Raw genomic sequence first — 17185 nt, 5'->3', positions numbered from 1 at the left:
AAAACTTTATCTCAGAACGGATTTTATCTATATTGGGTTAATTCAGTGATCAGAATGAACATAGAACTAAAAACACAGAATAACTATCCGTATATCGATGAGGGCAAGGGCGAAACGCTTTTGCTTCTTCATGGCCTTTTTGGCGCACTTAGTAACTGGGATAGTGTAGTTCGCCGGTTTTCCAAGACGCACAGAGTCGTCATTCCCATGCTTCCCATCTACGAAATGCCGATTAGAGAAGCTGGCCTCGATGGATTAGTCGAATACCTTGAGGGTTTCGTCGAAATGATGGGACTCAAAGATTTTACGTTGATGGGCAATTCACTTGGAGGCCATATAGCGCTGATATATACCCTTGCAAATAAGAGCAAGGTGAAGAAAATGATACTCACTGGTAGCTCCGGACTTTTCGAAAACTCTATGGGCGGCTCGTTTCCAAAGAGGGGAAGCTATGAGTACATTAAGGAAAGGGTGGAGTACACTTTCTACGATCCAAAAACGGCCACGCCAGATTATATTGAGGAGGTTTTTGAGACAACCAAAAGCATCCCAAAATGTATGCGCATAGTGGCCATAGCAAAATCTGCTCAGCGCCACAATATGGCCAAAGAAGTGCCATCTATTAAAATACCTACGCTTCTGGTTTGGGGGCTTAACGACACCATCACTCCTCCGGAGGTAGCACATGAATTTAACAGACTGATACCCAATTCAACTCTTAGGTTCATCGACAAGTGTTGCCACGCCCCAATGATGGAACACCCTGATAAGTTTAACGATATATTAAGTGAGTTTCTGCTAAATGAAGCTGCATGATAGCAAGTGATCTTATCAATTACATGATACCCCCACTCAAGCTGAGTGACGAAATTCAGAAAGCAATTCTGTGGATGGAAGAACTGCATTCCACGGAACTTCCCGTCGTTGAGAAGGGAGAGTTTTTGGGGTTTATTAATGAAGATACTATCCTCGAATTGAATGGAGCCCTGCCAAGAGTAGCAGACTATAATTTACAAGGGGTTAAATGTAAAGTAGATCAATCGCAGCACTACTATGATGTGATAAAGGCCTGCGACAACAATGGATTGTCGCTTGTGGCGGTAACGGACAACGTTGGCACCTACCTTGGTGTAATTACACTGGAAGATGTTATTCAGGCATTTGCCATGACATCTTCGATAAAAAGTCATGGGGGCATTCTTGTGCTTTCGATGAAGCAAATAGATTATTCTCTGGCAGAAATTAGCCGGCTCATAGAATCGGACAACGGCAAGATTCTCAGCTCATACCTTACTGACGACCCAAATGATTCTTCAAAAGTGAGCCTTACAATCAAAATCAACCTCGAAGACCTCACCCGGGTGCAGGCTACTTTGGAAAGGTTTGGGTATCAAATAGTGGCTAAATTTAATAATGCTCCAGAGGCTGTTGACGAACAGGAGAGGATGGACATTTTAATGAAATACCTGGGCATTTAGAGCCAGCACAATTAGTTAACCCGATATGAGAATAGCCCTCCATGGTCATAAATTCAACAGTGATACCATTCCATTTATTCAGGAGGTCATCTCGTTTCTTCAAGATAGAAATGTAGAATTAGTTGTTTCGCAGATATTTAGGAAGCACGCTACCAAAGCCGGCTTTGACTTGCCAGATGGTCAAGACCTCAGTAAAACGAATCCCATGGAGCCATTAGATGCTATTATAAGCTTAGGTGGAGACGGGACATTGCTTGAAACTGTCACCTATGTGAAGCATGCAGAAACACCAATTTTGGGAATTAACACCGGCAGATTAGGCTTTCTGGCAAACATCTCAAAACTGGATATTCAGAGCGCCTTGACATCTTTTTTTGAGCAACGGTTTACCTACGACTACAGAACACTTCTGAGACTGGAAACGAATAAGGAGGTGTTTGGCGACACAAGTTTTGCTTTGAACGAATTCACAATTACGAAGAAGGATACCTCTTCAATGATCACAGTCAAGTGTTATATAAATGGGGAGTACCTTAATTCCTATTGGGCTGACGGACTGATGGTTTCCACACCAACAGGCTCCACGGGCTATTCCCTTAGTTGCGGTGGGCCTGTTATTCTACCTCATTCAAACAATTTTGTTATAACCCCGGTTAGTCCTCACAATTTGAATGTTCGTCCGTTGATTGTTCCCGACGAAAGTGTCATTTCGTTCGTTATAGAAAGCAGGGGAAGAAACTTCCTGGCCTCTTTGGATTCACGGTCACATACGGTTGATTCTTCGGTAGAAATGTCGGTGAGGAAGGAGGATTTCAGAGCCAAATTGATCCAACTCCATGGTTACTCGTTTTTGGATACACTAAGGAATAAGCTAAATTGGGGCTTTGATCTTAGAAATTAATTTTAGTCCAGCTTTCCTTTTTTACTACTTTTACAAAAAAATTGGACTCTTCAATGAAGAAGTTTATTCTCGTACTTATCATTTTGGTTCCTGCACTCCTCGCAAGCGAAGATGCGTTTGGTCAGTACAATAGAAGAAGCAAAGCCAGGTTACAAAGAAACAAAGCTATGTCTTCCTACAGGGGTGGCCGGATTAGTGGCGGCGTGTCCCGGTTCAAGAGCTATCACTCACTTGGAGTAAATTTGAATGCATCAAACTATTTTGGCGATATAGCGCCGCTTTCCAGGGCTGTAAGCACGGATATTTCTTTTACCAGGCCGGGTTTTGGTATTACGCATACTTACAGGGCGCACAAAATGGTTGGTATTCGATCTAGTTTTAACTGGGTAAGATTGAAATCCGATGATTTTGACTCGGCTGATCCTACGCTAACGGAAAGCCTCCCAAGGTACACCAGAAACCTTTCTTTCAGAAATGATGTGAAGGAGCTATCTGTTATTCTGGAGATGGACATATTTCCAAACGAGGGTGGTGCAGGTTCAAGGCTACCTTTCGCTCCTTACGTATTTGCAGGGGGGGCGGCTTTCCTTCATAACCCCAAAGGACTTGTCCCGGAGCTTGGCAATGACGGCAATCCACTTGCGGAAGCAGGAAAATGGGTTTCTCTAAAAGATTTGGGCACTGAAGGTCAAAACAGCGATCAGTATGATATCAAGCCCTATAAGTCGCTTTCGTATGCGATCCCGTTTGGCATAGGGTCAAGATTTAGACTGCCCGGTCCTTTCGACGCTGCCTTCGAAATAGGGTATCGACTTCTTTTCTTCGATTATATTGATGACTTGAGCGGCAGATACGTGGATCCGGGAGCTTTCGGTACAAATGAGCTTGCCCGCACCATGGCCGACAGGTCTCGTGAAGCCACTTCGGCATCTGGTCAGCCCCGACAGCTGACTTTGGTCACCGAAGCCTATGGTGGAACGAGCACTAAGGTGTCCCAAATTGATGGTCAGCCTTATCCAACTATAGCTGGCTGGGGCTTCGAAGACGACATAAGAGGAAATCCCAACAACAACGACCAATATATTGTCACCCAGATACGTTTAATGTACGTGTTCGGCAAAGTTCGCCGGAGTGCTAAATTCAGATAATATTGGGAAGTTGAAAAACAGAGTTTACATATCATTAATCACCAGTCTGCTGGTGATTTTTTTTAGCAGCAGGGCCCTTGCTCAATACACAGAATTTGGTGGAGGGTTGGGCATGCTTAGCTATACCGGGGATCTTAACCCAAAACTGAGGCTGAGGGGGTGGACTCCGGGGCTCAACGCATTTTACAGGATGAATGTTAATAACGTCGTAAGCGTAAGGCTTGGGCTGACGGCAGGCAAAATAAAAGGAGACGATCAACGGGCAGTTGATATACTAGGCAGCAATAGAGACTATTCATTCGATATCACGTTAATTGAGGGCTCATCGGTGTTTGAGTACTATTTTCTGGACTATAAGCACCCACACACCAACGTTTACTTCTCGCCCTACTTTTTTGCAGGTTTTGGCATTTTCAGAACCTTTGGCTACGATGAGGCTAAAGCAGACTTCAGTAAACTGCAACCTGTTATACCCTTTGGGGTTGGTATTAAGCAGCTCGTAGGCAAGAGATATGCTGTAGGATTAGAATTTGGACTAAGAAAGACCTTTTTCGACTATTTGGACAGCGTGTCCGATGGCGATATCACATTGAAAAACTACCAGTACGGCAATCCGGAAAGTAAGGACTGGTACTACTTCGCTGGGTTCTCGATTACCTATATTTTGTACGAAATTCCATGTCCTTTCAGGTATGTTCCCAACCGTTATGAGTATAATTGACTCTCCTATTTAGATTTCTCCTTATTTATTTAGCTAAAAATTAGCAACTTTGCGGTTTGCTAGACACTGAGAGACCCTTAGGGCATGAAAGAATTGATTAATTCAGACGCTATTCCCCGCCACATTGCCATCATTATGGATGGCAACGGTAGATGGGCTAAAAAGAGAGGTGCTGCAAGGATATTCGGACATCAGAATGCCATACAGGCAGTGAGAGATGCCGCAGAAGGGAGTGCAGAGTTGGGCGTCGATTATTTAACTTTGTATGCGTTTTCAACGGAGAACTGGGCCAGGCCTATTGAGGAGGTAAATGGATTGATGTCATTGTTGGTGTCCACCATTAAAAAGGAGCTGCCAACATTACAGAAAAATAATATCAGGCTTAAGTCGATAGGCAACATTCTGAGCTTGCCAAAGGATGCGCAGGAAAATCTGGACTATGCTAAGAAGGCAACCCAGTTCAATGATGGACTGACGCTGATACTGGCCTTGAATTACAGTGGCAGGTGGGAAATTACAGAAGCTGTCAAAAAAGTAGCTCAGGATGTCGTGGCTGGGCATAGAAGCACAGAAGACATTACGGAGGGGCTGTTGGACGCTTACCTTGACACTAAGGGCATTCCTGACCCGGAATTGTTAATCAGGACTAGTGGGGAAATGCGCATAAGTAATTTTTTACTTTGGCAAGTTGCTTACACCGAGTTGTTTATTACAGAAGTGCTTTGGCCCGACTTCAGAAGAGAGCATCTTTATGAGGCTATAGTTGGGTACCAAAGAAGAGAAAGAAGATTTGGAAAAATCAGTGAACAAGTGAATTCCTGAGAATGAAGAAAATTGTAATTGTATTTGCGGCCTCCCTGTTGTGCGTTGTCCAAAGTGTAGACGCACAAATCCGCCCGGGACTTCGAAGCACCCCAGCTACCTCTGGTTCGGGTCTTCAGCTCGACTACTCCAATCCAAAAGAATATGAGATTGGAGGGATAGAAGTAACAGGATCAGAATACCTGGACAAAAATGCCATCATTTCAATTTCTGGACTAACGGTTGGGTCAACAATAAAGGTGCCTGGTGATGCCACTTCCGGAGCCATCAAGAAACTTTGGAACCAGGGAATTTTGGGAGACGTCTCGCTATTTGTTAGCAAAATCGAAGGCAACCAAATCTTTTTGACAATCGAACTCAAGGAAAGGCCAAGACTAACCAAGTTCACCTTCGAGGGTCTTAACAAAACCCAGAAAAGCGATATCGAAGACGACATTAAACTTATCAAAGGAAGGGTAGTAACAGACGCAGTCATCAAGAATACCGAGCTGACCATTAAAAAGTATTTTCAGGGAAAAGGCTACCTGAATGCTGATGTGAAAGTCGTCCAACAAAAGGACACCCTGCTTTCCAACAGCGTGATGTTGAAAATTGTGGTTGACAAAAAGTACAAGGTCAAGGTAAACGACATCAAATTTACAGGCAATGATGTTTTTCTGGACTCCAAGCTGAAGTCAAAAATGAAAAACACGGGAGAGCGGCTTAGGTTCACGCTGATAGAGGACTTGATTGGTCGTTCTCTTAGAGTCTTCCAGCCTAAGGAAGTAAAAGAATTTGTTACGTCGACTAAGCCCTTCGGGTGGAGAGAGTTTAGAAGCTATTTGCACGACAACGTAAAAATCAATGTTTTCAAAACCAAGAAGTTCCTCCAGCCAAAATATGAGGAAGACAAAAAGAGCCTTATCACATATTTTAATGCTCAGGGTTATCGGGATGCGGAAATAGTCGCTGACTCAACTGTAAAGAGCGGCAAGGGCCTTGATGTCTACATCACCGTAGATCCAGGTCAGAAATATTACTTTGGCGATATTACCTGGTCAGGCAACTATGTGTACGACAATGAAACGCTCGACAAGGTGCTTGCTATTAAAAGGGGTGATGTCTATGACATGGAACTCGTTAAGAAGAAGCTGACATTCAACCCTCAGGGTGCGGATATTAGCTCCCTTTACATGGACAATGGCTATCTCTTTTTCGATATTAAACCCGTAGAGGTCAAGATAAATGGTGACAGTATTGACGTAGAAATGCGTCTTTCTGAGGGCTCGCAGGCGACGCTTGATAAGATTTACGTGACAGGCAATGACCGAACCAACGACCACGTGATTATTCGTGAGCTGAGAACGCTTCCTGGCCAGAAATTCAGCCGTAACGACGTGATCCGTACGCAAAGGGAGCTTGCACAGCTGGGTTACTTTAACCCGGAAACAGTAACACCCAACGTACTGCCCAACATTGCCAAGGAAACTGCCGACATCGAATGGCAGGTGGAAGAACGTCCAAGCGACCAGATAGAGCTTTCTGGTGGTTGGGGTGGACCGATCGGCTTTGTGGGCACGCTTGGTGTCACTTTCAACAACTTCTCACTAAGGAAGATACCTTATCCGAAAACATGGAGCCCGTTGCCTGTAGGTGATGGTCAAAAGCTGTCCGTTAGGTTCCAGGCCAATGGCAAAAGATTCCAGACCTATTCGGTGTCGTTCTCTGAGCCCTGGCTGGGAGGTCGCAAGCCAAACTCTTTCGGACTGTCGTACAGCTATTCCATTCAGAGGCAATACCTTTACACGACCAGCGAACCGCCGCTGGGAACTCTCGGAGTGCAGGGTATTACCGCAAGCTTAGGCCGCCGTGTCACATGGCCCGATGACTATTTCACTGTAAGCAATAGCTTGTCGTATTTGAAGTACGATTTGAATAATTATGGCGCCGGATTTACCAGCACCCAGTCTCTTGGTTTTACCGACGGTGTGGCGAATAGCTTAACATTTAACACAACCATTGCCAGAAACAGTGTGGATCAGCCGATGTACCCAAGGTCTGGCTCTAACATCTCATTAACGGCCTCGTTTACACCACCTTATTCTGCCATCAGAGGTCAGGGAATTTCTGACCTGCCCCCTAATGAAAAGTACAAGTGGGTGGAATACCACAAGTGGATGTTCGATTCCTGGTACTACCTCAAGCTGGTTGGCAACCTTGTTTTGGTGAACCGTGTGCACTTTGGTGTCATCGGATCTTACGACAAAGACAGTCCTGGCACGCCTTTTGAAAGGTTCTCTTTGGGAGGTAGCGGTTTGGCAGGGCAAAACTTTATCCTCGCCACCGACATTATCGGACTGAGGGGGTATGCTGATAACTCCCTGCGAACCTATGATCAGGTAAACAATATTACCGGTGGTGTTATATATAATAAGTTTGTCTTCGAGCTGAGGTACCCTGTGTCGTTGAGCCCAACTGCCACCATTTACCTGCTTACCTTCGCTGAAGGGGGCAACAACTGGAACGTGTTAAAGGATTATAATCCTTATAACTTATATAAATCGGTAGGAGCAGGCGTTAGAGTATTCATGCCCGCTTTTGGACTTCTGGGTGTTGACTATGGTTATGGCTTTGATACCATACCGGGTCAAACTTCAAGAAGTGGTGGACAGTTCCACTTCTCCATAGGGCAGCAAATACGCTAACCTCATGTGACTATGAAAAGGACAGTCTTTACGCTATTTATTTTAAGTTTAGGGATAAATACTACCTTTGCCCAAAAATTCGGCTATGTTGACACCGGGTATATACTGGAGCAAATGCCGGATTACAGGGAAGCCCAGGGAGAAATCGACAAGCTGTCGTTGTCCTGGGAAGAAGAAATAAAGAAAATGTTCCAGGAAGTGGAGCAGATGCAGATTGCCTTCCATGCAGAAGAGGTGCTTCTTACTGAGGAGATGAAGAAGGACAGAAGGGCGGAGATTGACCGGAAAATGCAGGAAGTGAAGGAGTATCAGAAGAAAGTGTTTGGCTTTGAAGGCCTTTTCTTCTTAAAGAAGAAAGAGTTGATAAAGCCTGTTCAGGATAAAATATGGGAGGCAGTTGAAAAAATGGCAAAGAACAACCGCCTCGCCATTGTTTTTGATAAATCCGGTGAGTTGGTCATGATCTACACAGATCCGATTCATGATTATACTGACTATGTACTTGAAGAGCTTGGCCTGGCCAACGAAAACGATGTAATTAAAAATTAAAACGTAAAGTCATGAAACTTAGAAGCTTGCTGTTTGGTGTATTTGTACTTTTTGCTGTTTCAGTCACAGCACAGGAACTGAAAGTTGGGTACACCAATGTAGACTATATACTCACTCAAATGCCCGAATCGAAGCAAATAGAGGCCGATCTTAAGGCGTACGAAACTCAACTGCAAAACCGCCTTCAGGCAAAAATTCAGGAGTTCCAAACCAAAGGTCAGGCGTTTCAAAGCGGCTACCAGACAATGACCGACATTGAAAGAGCCGACAAGCAGGAAGAGCTTCAGAACCTTCAGGCGTCTATCGAAAAGTTCCAGCGTGATGCCCAGCAGTCTATGCAGGATAAGGAGCTTCAGTTGCTTCAGCCTGCCTACGACAAAATCCAGAAGGCAATTGACGACGTAGCCAAAGAAAACGGCTTTACGCATGTATTTAGGTCAGAAGCACTGCTTTTCGCCAAGGACAGTGACGAAATCTCCAACATCGTGTTGCAGAAAATGGGAATCACTCCAAAGACTACTCCAACAGGAGGAAACTGAGCAATACAACATCACATTAGGAAGGCACCTGGGACATAAGTCTCAGGTGTTTTTGTTTCTAAAGACATCCGTGTGGGATTGATAGCCGGTTTAGAAAAACTTCGGGAAATAGTTATTTTCGAAGTTCAAAGATGAAAACAATGCATAAGTTAGTCGCAACGCTCTTAATTTTATTCAGCCTGAATACTTCTCTTCTTTCGCAAAGCCAGATCTCTATCGAAGATTTTACCTTGAAAAATGCTTTCAACGTCGAGTCGGTCAACAGCGTGAACTGGATGAAGGACGGGCAGTTTTACTCCGCACTAGAGGACAATAAGGTGGTGAAATACGATGTCACTACCGGTCTGGCAGTTGAAGAGCTTGTTGATGGAGGTGCGCTTTCCCCCTCTCTAAAAATTGACGACTACACATTCAGCGACGATGAAGCTAAAATATTATTGTTAACTGATCGGCAGTCGGTGTTCAGGAGATCCTACACGGCGGTTTTTTATGTGTATGACATCGCAACGAAGGCTGTTTCAAAACTTTCTGAGGGGCGCCAGGCATACGGCACCTTTTCACCCGACGGATCCAAAGTTGCCTTCACCCGTGACAACAATCTGTTTTGGAAAGACATTGCCTCAGGCCAGGAGGTGCAGATAACCAGTGATGGCAAACGCAACGCCATGATCAACGGCAGCACCGATTGGGTGTATGAGGAGGAGTTGTACCTGACAAAGGCCTTTGAATGGTCACCCGATGGGCAGCGAATAGCCTACTACAAGTTTGACGAGTCGTTGGTGAAGGAGTACAACATGCAAGTGTGGCATGAGGGTCAGCTTTATCCGGAGGACTATAGATACAAGTACCCGAAAGCAGGCGAGTCGAATTCGGTGGTTAATATCTTTATTTACGAGGTGGGAGCTAACAGAAGCGTCAAAGCTGACATTGGCACCGAGGCAGACATTTATATCCCCAGAATCAAATGGCTGAAGGATGCAAAAACCCTTTCGATTCAGCGACTGAACCGCCTTCAAAACCAATTGGATATTTTGCACGCCAACACCTCCACGGGGAAGTCGACAATCATACTCACCGATAAATCAGAGACGTATATTGATTTCACGTTCTGTGACGATCTTACCTACCTGGAGGATGGCAAAACATTTTTGTTTTCCTCCGAAAAAAGTGGCTTCAAACACTTTTATCTGTATAGCCTGAGTGGTGAGGTGGTCCGGCAGATTACTAATGGCCCATGGGAGGCAGTGTCACTCGCCGGCGTTGACCAAAGCGCCAAAACCCCAGTATTGTTCTATACTTCTACTGAAGAGTCGCCGATGGAAAGAGCCCTTTACAGAATAGATGTAAAAGGGAAAAACAAGGCGAAGTTAAGCCTGGACAAAGGATGGAACCGAGTGGTAATGACTACCGATACTCGCTTTTATATTAATTACTTCACCAGTGCCACGCAGCCACAGAAAGTTACTTTGCATCAGAGCAAAGGCAACAAATTAGTAAAAGTATTGAAGGACAATGCTGCACTGGCGAAAGCTACTAAAGACCACGGCTTTGCCGATAAAGAGTTCTTCAGTTTCACCACTTCACAGGGAACCGACTTGAATGGCTATTTTCTGAAGCCCGCTGATTTTGACCCTGATAGAAAGTATCCGGTATTGCTATATCAATACAGCGGGCCTGGCTCTCAAAACGTAACCAACGCCTGGGGCGGTGGCCACTTTTTTTGGCACCAAATGCTGACTCAAAAGGGCTACATCGTTGCAGTGGTCGACACCCGGGGAACAGGAGGGCGTGGCGAACAGTTTAAAAAGCTGACTTACAAGCAGCTTGGCAAGTATGAAACGGAGGATCACATGGATGCGGCCCGGTATTTTGGGAGGCTGCCATTTGTCGACATCTCCCGCATCGGTATTTGGGGTTGGAGCTACGGAGGATACATGAGCTCATTGGTGTTGTTCAAAGGAGCCGATCTCTTCAAGGCGGCCATTGCCGTGGCACCTGTGACCACATGGCGATTTTATGACACCATTTATACTGAACGCTACCTCATGCGCCCACAGGACAACGCCGGTGGATATGATGACAACTCGCCCATTACTCATGCCGATAAGCTAAAGGGCAATTTCTTGCTTATTCACGGAACGGGCGATGACAATGTTCACTTTCAAAACTCGGTAGCACTGCAGGACGCACTTATCAGAGAGGGAAAGCAGTTTGAGTCTTTTTATTACCCCGACAAAACACATGGTATTTCTGGTGGTAAGTACCGGTATCATTTGTACACCATGATGACGAATTTCATTATTGACAACCTATAGCCGACTATGCCGAGAAAACTCCTGTTAATGGTAAACCCGGCCGCCGGGTATGGCAAGGGTGCCAAAATTGTTGGAGAGGTAGAGAAGTTCCTGCGAACGAATGATCTGGTCTACGAATCTTTCTTTACCAAGAAAGGCCAGAATGCGAAAGCAATCGTGAAGAGGAGATTAGACGAAAGCTTTACCGACCTTTTGGTTATCGGGGGAGACGGAACGCTCAACGATGCGATAAATGGAATAGGCGACAATACGCAGGTGGTGGTCAATGTAATTTCCACCGGTACCGGCAACGATTTTATTAAGTCGGTAGACGTTGGGAGCAACCTCCTTCAGCAGTTGGATACCCTTCTTCACGGGGTAGAGAAAACCATCGATTTGGGCGTTTGCAACGAGCGGCTGTTTCACAATGGGGTTGGAATTGGGTTCGATGGTCAGATTGTAGCTGATATGAAGCAAAAGAAAAAGCCGCTGCTTCTTTGGGGCTACGGGGCCTACCTGTACAGGGTGCTCAGAATCTTAAGTTCCTATCAGGAGAAACAGCTGTCATTCAGTATCGATGGAAAAAAATACACCAAAAAAGTCCTGTTGCTCACAGTAGCCAATGGAACCACCTTTGGCGGTGGTTTTGTGCTAACTCCTGATGCCAAAGTGGATGACGGATTGCTGGACGTATGCCTTATTGAAAGAATTCTCCCCTGGAACAGGTTCCTTAGCCTGAGCAAGCTTGGGGCCGGAAGGCACGGCAAACTAGAGGAGGTAAGCTTCTTTAAAGCCAGTCACGTAAGCATAGAGGCCGACAAAAAACAATGGATGCATATTGATGGCGAGCTGTTGGGCCACCCCCCTTTTGAAATCAACATTAATAAGAAGGCATTAAAAGTGAGAGTCAGGGCTTCTGTTTGACGATAGGCTTTTGTTTTTTGGAGAATCGGTAGTAGAAAATACCTACCAGAGAAATCAGGATAAGAGAGATGAGCTGAGAATGCGAAAGTACATTTTCAATAATGAATCCCCTTCGGATATCACCCCTGAATATTTCTGTAACCGACCGACCGACAGCGTACATCATGATGTACAGAAAAAACAGCTGTCCCTCAAATCTTTTGTGCCGTTTGAACATTAGCAGCACCACCAGAATCGAGAGGATGAGGAAAATCTCATAAAGCTGTGTTGGGTGCAGGGGTGTATTAAGTGGTTTGGCTTGTGAAAGGGGATCGGAAAAGGTAATGCCCCACGGCATATCAGTTGGTTTACCGTAGCAGCAGCCAGCAAAAAAGCACCCCATTCTACCGCAAACATGGACAATGCAGCCTGTAACGGCTACTAAATCCATCATTGGCCAAAACGGCAGTTTGTGCTTTCTGAAATACCAAATCACGGTTGGGATAGCAAAAATGAGTGAACCGTAGAAAACGAAACCCGTCCGGAAGTTTTTTAACATATTGGCGGGTTCGCCAAAATAGTAGGCGGGTGACTCGAAATAATAAAACAATTTCCCCCCTACAAATGCAGCTATAATTACCCATCTTGCGAGTCCCTGAATGACATCTGACTCGATCCCCAGTTCCCGTTTGGCGGTTTTTGCTGCGTAAAAATAGCCCAATGTTGCTCCAAGAGCGATCAGCAAACCGTAAAAGTGGATGGTGACCGGCTTTCCAAAAAGCTCGAATGAAATGAATTCTGGATGCATTTATTGCGTTTATTATCGTATATTAAAGAAGCACTCGTTTTACAAATCTATCAAAATGCTCGTTCGTAACGCTTTCTTTTTCGTTTTCCTAAGCTTTCTTTTCTTAGCTCCCAAGATATCCGCTCACGATTTCACCAATGATGAATTGGCTGAAGCCATCCGCTTGCGATTGGAAACCGCCCAGGCATATGGCCAAATGAGGCTTGGTGACGAGCCCGTTTTTTGTATCAACACCTTGCCTGAGTTTTATGTAAGCAGAGACTTTCAACCGCTTTGGATAACAACTGGGGACAAATACCAAAAAGCAAAAGAGATGCTGAGCATCATAGGCGATGCGGAAGCTGAAGGACTAACGCCCGACGATTACCATTACGCCCGCATATTGACGTCGCTTAATCATTCCATCCGGCATGACTCAGTCGGTCGTTTTGAGCTTATTAAATTAGAGCTTTTGCTTTCCGACGCTTTCTTTTTGTACACCTCTCATCTTTACTATGGAAAGTTGAACCCGGAGACTGCCGATCCCGAGTGGAAAGCAAAGCGAAAAACCGATAGCTTCGACTTTGCAGGTTATTTAACCGAGGCGGTGGAGTCCGGCAAGCTAAGAGAGTACACGCAAATGCTAGCCCCCAGGCTGCCGGAGTACGCAGTACTCAAGTCTTTTCTCGACTACTACCGTGAAGTAGTGGCAAGGGGGGGCTTTCCAAACGTGCCTGCGGGTGATAAGCTTCAAAGGGGAGATAGCAGTGAGCGAATAGTGGCTATCAAGAAGCGACTTTACATGGGATCGAATGTGGAGATTAAAGATGGCAACATGTCGCCTTTTTTCGATGACGACCTGGAAGCAGCCCTAAAGATATTTCAACGCCGAAATGGATTAGGAGCAGATGGTGTTGCTGGAGTAAAAACCGTGGAATTACTTAATGTGCCTGCGGAAAAACGTATCCAGGACATAAAGATCAACATGGAGCGGCTCAGATGGTTGCCCGAAGATCTTGGCGAACGCTACATACTTGTCAACCTTGGAAGCTTTGAACTTGAGATATTCGACAAGGCGTCCAAAACGTATGACTCGGAAGTGATCATTGGTAAAACGTACAGAAAGACACCGATTTTTAGCAGCAAAATGACGTATCTGGTACTTAATCCCACCTGGACAGTGCCGCCCACCATTCTTAAATCCGATATTTTGCCCGAGGCAAGGAAGGATCCGTCAGTGATTACAAGAAAGGGCTTGAAAGTGCTGAGGAGTGATGGAACTGAGGTTCCGCTGGCAGATGTAGACTGGCCAAATGTTTCTTCAACCAACTTCCCCTATATGCTACGCCAGCCCCCGGGGCCCACAAATGCCCTGGGCGACGTGAAGTTTATGTTTCCTAATCCCTATAGCGTTTACATACACGACACACCGAGTCGGGAGATGTTCAACAAAAGTGAAAGAGCGTTCAGCTCCGGGTGTATCAGGTTGAAAAACCCATTGAACATGGCTGCCTATCTTTTGGCGGGCACCAAGTATACACGGGAGGAGATTGGAAAAATCGTGCAAACGAGGGTAGAAACTACCATCACCTTGCCGAAACCACTTGATGTACACATACTCTATCTCACAGCGTGGGTAAGCGAAAGTAACAGTCTTCGCTTTGGCGTGGATATCTACGAACGTGATGCCAGGATAGCCAAAGGCCTATCGGGAACTCCCGAGGGGGGCAGCAGCATTGGCAGCAGGCTCTGATGTCAATTTTTGAACCTGGGCAACCAAATTGGTTGGTTGAAGCAATTTGCTTTTGGAGAGATAGTTCTTGTCAGGGTAGAATATAAAAAGACAGGTGCCGTCTTTGATGGTGTTGATCACTTCCTTGTGAACAGCCATAGGCACTGAAGGGCAACCAAAGCTTCGGCCCAATCGACCATGCATTTTTACAAAATCTTTGCTTACATAGTCAGCGCCATGAAGCACAATCGCTCTTTCTCTCGCTTTGTCATTAAAGCCTTTTTCCTGCCCGTCTAAACGGAGCGAAAGTCCATGCTTGCCCATGTAAGTTTGTGCCGTGGTGTAGAAGCCAAGGCTGCTCGTGTTGGAGTTGGGAACATTAGAAAATGACTCTGCATAAAGGTTTCCTGTATTTCTTCCATGCGCAACAAGGGTATGATACAGCACGCTTCTCGCTTTCAGATCAAGTATCCAAAGTCGTTTTTGGCTGGAAGGTTTTCTGAAGTCAATAATGGTAACAATATCTGCCTGGCCAATGCGATCACTTTCTTTGAGATTGAAATAACCTGTGACTGCAAGCTTGAAAAGCCCAAAATCCGGTAGTGGCTCCTCCCTAGCAAACGACTGGTAGTACAATAGAAGCTGACGATCAGGAGAAAAGTCGGCTGACTCATCCTCCAGACTTTTTTCCTGAGCAAAAGCTACTCCAGACGCAACGAACAAAAGCGCAATGAAAATTCTCGTCATAAAGGCCACCATTACGAAACAAATGTAGATAACGGAATGGTTCACAGGGGTTTGATGTAAGAATATTTTTACTACGTGATAATCTGAGCCGGCGGATAGCCACACCAATATCTTTCTCGTTTCTGCCGACTTACCTTTTTGGCCTGTTATATTTGTAAAAATATTGATTGACGATGCTTTCAAGAAGACCAAGAAGAAACAGGAAATCTGCTGTTATTAGGGAAATGGTGGAGGAAACAAGGCTTTCTACCAAAGACTTTATCTTTCCACTTTTTGTCATAGAGGGGACTGGGAAAAGAGTGGAGGTAAAGTCTATGCCAGGGATTTTCCGGTTTTCGTTGGATGTCCTTTTGAAGGAAATTGAGGAATGTCTGATGTTAGGTATTCGCACATTTGCCATTTTTCCAGCCATCGACGATTCAAAGAAGGATAAGTACGCTACCGAAAGTGTCAATGGTGAAGGGCTTTACCTCAGGGCGCTGAGCGAGATTAAAAAGAGATTTCCTGAGGCTTGCCTGATGACTGACGTTGCTATGGATCCTTATAGCAGCGACGGACATGACGGGTTAGTAAAAGATGGACAAATTGTAAACGACGAAACCCTCGAGATACTCGGAAAAATGGCCGTGGCTCAAGCTGCCACGGGAGCCGACATTATCGGCCCCTCCGACATGATGGATGGCCGAGTTGGCTACATAAGAGAGATGCTGGATGATGCAGGATATACCAATACGTCTATCCTTGCCTACACAGCCAAGTATGCAAGCGCCTTTTACGGCCCGTTCAGAGATGCGCTTGACTCGGCTCCAAAATCTGGAGACAAAAAGACTTATCAGATGGATACGGCTAACCGGAACGAGGCTCTCATTGAAGCCGAACTGGACTATAATGAGGGAGCTGATATATTGATGGTAAAGCCTGCATTGGCTTACCTCGACGTGATCAGGCTGTTGAAAGATAATTTTCCATTGCCAATAGCGGCATATAATGTAAGTGGGGAGTACGCCATGATTAAAGCTGCCGCTCAAAATGGGTGGCTCGATGGGGAGAAGGCGATGGTTGAGTCCCTTTTGAGTATCAAAAGAGCAGGTGCCAGCATCATACTGAGCTATTTTGCCAGGGAGTTTGCGCAGCTTCAAAAGCAGTAGGCCTAAAGCAATGAACAGAATAAAAAAAAGCACCGGATAATTTACCCGGCGCTTTCCCGTAAGAGGATTCTACTACTTGTTATCTTTAAGGGTAGATGATGTTTCTCACTACCCATACTTTACTTTCTAATTCACGTCCGTCGAAATCTTCTATTTCGCTTCTACCCTTACCTAACGCTTTCAGGTAGGTGTTCATTGCCTTTACAGGAAGGTCATTTTTCAGGTAATAGTCACCCAACACTGTCAGATTGTACACCGACTCATTAAGATCGAGTGACATTGAAAGCCAGTCGTAGGCTTCCTTCAGGTTTTTGTCTATCACAATGCACCTTTCAGCTGCTTTTGCCAGTGTTTTCCAATCATGGTAGGCCGACTCCTCAACCATTTCCCTGGCCTTTAGCACTGTCCTGCTTTCATTTTTCTCTTTTGGGCCTGCTGCCCAAACTGAATTTGTCATTCCAATTAGTGACAGGCTCATAACGCCAGCCACCAGTGTCCTTTTTACTGAGTTTCTCATAGCACGAAAATTTAAGTGTTTAATAGTCACACATTAGTTTCCGATTGATTATGCTATTCAGATCCTCTTACAAATCTTCACTAAAGACGATTATTCTCCTTCGGGGTTGCGTCAATACTTCACTTTATTTAGCTCCCATTCAAAAAAACATGCCTTGTGCACGTTGCCTTTGGAGAATTATCTACGGTTGGGCACTCTCTGTTGGTTGCTGTATA

Annotated in this window: 16 protein-coding genes; 13 read left to right on the top strand and 3 right to left on the bottom strand. The window is 45.2% G+C overall.

Annotation, left to right across the window (positions count from 1 at the left end; genetic code table 11):
• Positions 1-54 precede the first annotated feature (54 nt).
• The 11 genes from RT717_RS25520 to RT717_RS25470 all read left to right on the top strand — a co-directional run bounded on the left by RT717_RS25520 (position 55) and on the right by RT717_RS25470 (position 12060).
• Entirely contained in the window at positions 55-816 is a 762-nt protein-coding gene (locus RT717_RS25520) for an alpha/beta fold hydrolase (protein WP_317489162.1), read from the top strand.
• Positions 813-1478, top strand: a complete 666-nt coding sequence (locus tag RT717_RS25515) for a CBS domain-containing protein (RefSeq protein WP_317489161.1) — start codon at positions 813-815, stop codon at positions 1476-1478. The genes RT717_RS25520 and RT717_RS25515 overlap by 4 nt, the downstream gene beginning before the upstream one ends.
• A 25-nt stretch (positions 1479-1503) precedes the next feature.
• Positions 1504-2379, top strand: coding sequence for an NAD kinase (locus RT717_RS25510; protein WP_317489160.1), 876 nt, complete (start codon positions 1504-1506; stop codon positions 2377-2379).
• A 53-nt stretch (positions 2380-2432) separates the two neighbouring features.
• Positions 2433-3527 carry a DUF6089 family protein gene (locus tag RT717_RS25505; protein ID WP_317489159.1) on the top strand — a complete coding sequence of 365 codons (1095 nt, stop codon included), beginning with the start codon at positions 2433-2435 and terminating at the stop codon, positions 3525-3527.
• A gap of 10 nt (positions 3528-3537) precedes the next feature.
• Positions 3538-4248, top strand: a complete 711-nt coding sequence (porG, locus tag RT717_RS25500; protein WP_317489158.1) for a type IX secretion system protein PorG — start codon at positions 3538-3540, stop codon at positions 4246-4248.
• Positions 4249-4332: 84 nt separating this feature from the next.
• The gene (locus RT717_RS25495; RefSeq protein ID WP_317489157.1) at positions 4333-5070 is read left to right on the top strand and encodes an isoprenyl transferase; all 738 of its coding nucleotides are present in this window, start codon (positions 4333-4335) and stop codon (positions 5068-5070) included.
• A 2-nt stretch (positions 5071-5072) separates the two neighbouring features.
• Positions 5073-7754: a BamA/OMP85 family outer membrane protein gene (locus tag RT717_RS25490; protein WP_317489156.1), complete on the top strand. Its 2682-nt coding sequence runs from the start codon at positions 5073-5075 to the stop codon at positions 7752-7754.
• Between the two features lie 12 nt (positions 7755-7766).
• Positions 7767-8303 carry an OmpH family outer membrane protein gene (locus tag RT717_RS25485; RefSeq protein WP_151997789.1) on the top strand — a complete coding sequence of 179 codons (537 nt, stop codon included), beginning with the start codon at positions 7767-7769 and terminating at the stop codon, positions 8301-8303.
• Between the two features lie 11 nt (positions 8304-8314).
• Positions 8315-8842 (top strand): OmpH family outer membrane protein, encoded by a 528-nt coding sequence (locus RT717_RS25480; RefSeq protein ID WP_317489155.1) that lies wholly within the window; start codon positions 8315-8317, stop codon positions 8840-8842.
• 140 nt (positions 8843-8982) lie between these two features.
• Positions 8983-11157: a S9 family peptidase gene (locus RT717_RS25475; protein WP_317489154.1), complete on the top strand. Its 2175-nt coding sequence runs from the start codon at positions 8983-8985 to the stop codon at positions 11155-11157.
• A gap of 6 nt (positions 11158-11163) precedes the next feature.
• On the top strand, positions 11164-12060 hold the full coding sequence (locus RT717_RS25470) for a diacylglycerol/lipid kinase family protein (RefSeq protein ID WP_317489153.1): 897 nt from the start codon (positions 11164-11166) through the stop codon (positions 12058-12060).
• Here RT717_RS25470 and lgt read toward each other — a convergent pair.
• Complete coding sequence (lgt, locus tag RT717_RS25465; RefSeq protein WP_317489152.1) at positions 12044-12847, bottom strand: prolipoprotein diacylglyceryl transferase; 804 nt, start codon at positions 12845-12847, stop codon at positions 12044-12046. The genes RT717_RS25470 and lgt overlap by 17 nt on opposite strands.
• Before the next feature lie 55 nt (positions 12848-12902).
• On the opposite strand from lgt, the gene RT717_RS25460 reads away from it, so the two are divergent.
• The gene (locus RT717_RS25460) at positions 12903-14579 is read left to right on the top strand and encodes a L,D-transpeptidase family protein (protein WP_317489151.1); all 1677 of its coding nucleotides are present in this window, start codon (positions 12903-12905) and stop codon (positions 14577-14579) included.
• Here RT717_RS25460 and RT717_RS25455 read toward each other — a convergent pair.
• Positions 14532-15305: a murein L,D-transpeptidase catalytic domain family protein gene (locus tag RT717_RS25455; RefSeq protein WP_317489150.1), complete on the bottom strand. Its 774-nt coding sequence runs from the start codon at positions 15303-15305 to the stop codon at positions 14532-14534. The genes RT717_RS25460 and RT717_RS25455 overlap by 48 nt on opposite strands.
• Before the next feature lie 173 nt (positions 15306-15478).
• Here RT717_RS25455 and hemB point away from each other — a divergent pair, with 173 nt between their 5' ends.
• The gene (gene hemB / locus RT717_RS25450) at positions 15479-16453 is read left to right on the top strand and encodes a porphobilinogen synthase (protein WP_317489149.1); all 975 of its coding nucleotides are present in this window, start codon (positions 15479-15481) and stop codon (positions 16451-16453) included.
• An 85-nt stretch (positions 16454-16538) separates the two neighbouring features.
• On the opposite strand, the gene RT717_RS25445 is transcribed toward hemB, so the two are convergent.
• Positions 16539-16970, bottom strand: a complete 432-nt coding sequence (locus RT717_RS25445; protein WP_317489148.1) for a hypothetical protein — start codon at positions 16968-16970, stop codon at positions 16539-16541.
• Between the last annotated feature and the right edge of the window lie 215 nt (positions 16971-17185).

Origin of the sequence: Imperialibacter roseus, assembly GCF_032999765.1 — a bacterium.
GTDB classification, from domain to species: Bacteria; Bacteroidota; Bacteroidia; order Cytophagales; family Cyclobacteriaceae; genus Imperialibacter; species Imperialibacter roseus.
Note: the sequence above shows the minus strand (reverse complement) of the source record. Positions and strands in the feature narration are given on the sequence as shown.

What these genes read in the sequence shown, in the direction of transcription:
- RT717_RS25520 (WP_317489162.1), top strand. Translation starts at nt 55, where the DNA reads ATGAACATAGAACTAAAAACACAGAATAACTATCCGTATATCGATGAG.
- RT717_RS25515 (WP_317489161.1), top strand. Translation starts at nt 813, where the DNA reads ATGATAGCAAGTGATCTTATCAATTACATGATACCCCCACTCAAGCTG.
- RT717_RS25510 (WP_317489160.1), top strand. Translation starts at nt 1,504, where the DNA reads ATGAGAATAGCCCTCCATGGTCATAAATTCAACAGTGATACCATTCCA.
- RT717_RS25505 (WP_317489159.1), top strand. Translation starts at nt 2,433, where the DNA reads ATGAAGAAGTTTATTCTCGTACTTATCATTTTGGTTCCTGCACTCCTC.
- RT717_RS25495 (WP_317489157.1), top strand. Translation starts at nt 4,333, where the DNA reads ATGAAAGAATTGATTAATTCAGACGCTATTCCCCGCCACATTGCCATC.
- RT717_RS25490 (WP_317489156.1), top strand. Translation starts at nt 5,073, where the DNA reads ATGAAGAAAATTGTAATTGTATTTGCGGCCTCCCTGTTGTGCGTTGTC.
- RT717_RS25485 (WP_151997789.1), top strand. Translation starts at nt 7,767, where the DNA reads ATGAAAAGGACAGTCTTTACGCTATTTATTTTAAGTTTAGGGATAAAT.
- RT717_RS25480 (WP_317489155.1), top strand. Translation starts at nt 8,315, where the DNA reads ATGAAACTTAGAAGCTTGCTGTTTGGTGTATTTGTACTTTTTGCTGTT.
- RT717_RS25475 (WP_317489154.1), top strand. Translation starts at nt 8,983, where the DNA reads ATGCATAAGTTAGTCGCAACGCTCTTAATTTTATTCAGCCTGAATACT.
- RT717_RS25470 (WP_317489153.1), top strand. Translation starts at nt 11,164, where the DNA reads ATGCCGAGAAAACTCCTGTTAATGGTAAACCCGGCCGCCGGGTATGGC.
- lgt (WP_317489152.1), bottom strand. Translation starts at nt 12,847, where the DNA reads ATGCATCCAGAATTCATTTCATTCGAGCTTTTTGGAAAGCCGGTCACC.
- RT717_RS25460 (WP_317489151.1), top strand. Translation starts at nt 12,903, where the DNA reads ATGCTCGTTCGTAACGCTTTCTTTTTCGTTTTCCTAAGCTTTCTTTTC.
- RT717_RS25455 (WP_317489150.1), bottom strand. Translation starts at nt 15,305, where the DNA reads ATGACGAGAATTTTCATTGCGCTTTTGTTCGTTGCGTCTGGAGTAGCT.
- hemB (WP_317489149.1), top strand. Translation starts at nt 15,479, where the DNA reads ATGCTTTCAAGAAGACCAAGAAGAAACAGGAAATCTGCTGTTATTAGG.
- RT717_RS25445 (WP_317489148.1), bottom strand. Translation starts at nt 16,970, where the DNA reads ATGAGAAACTCAGTAAAAAGGACACTGGTGGCTGGCGTTATGAGCCTG.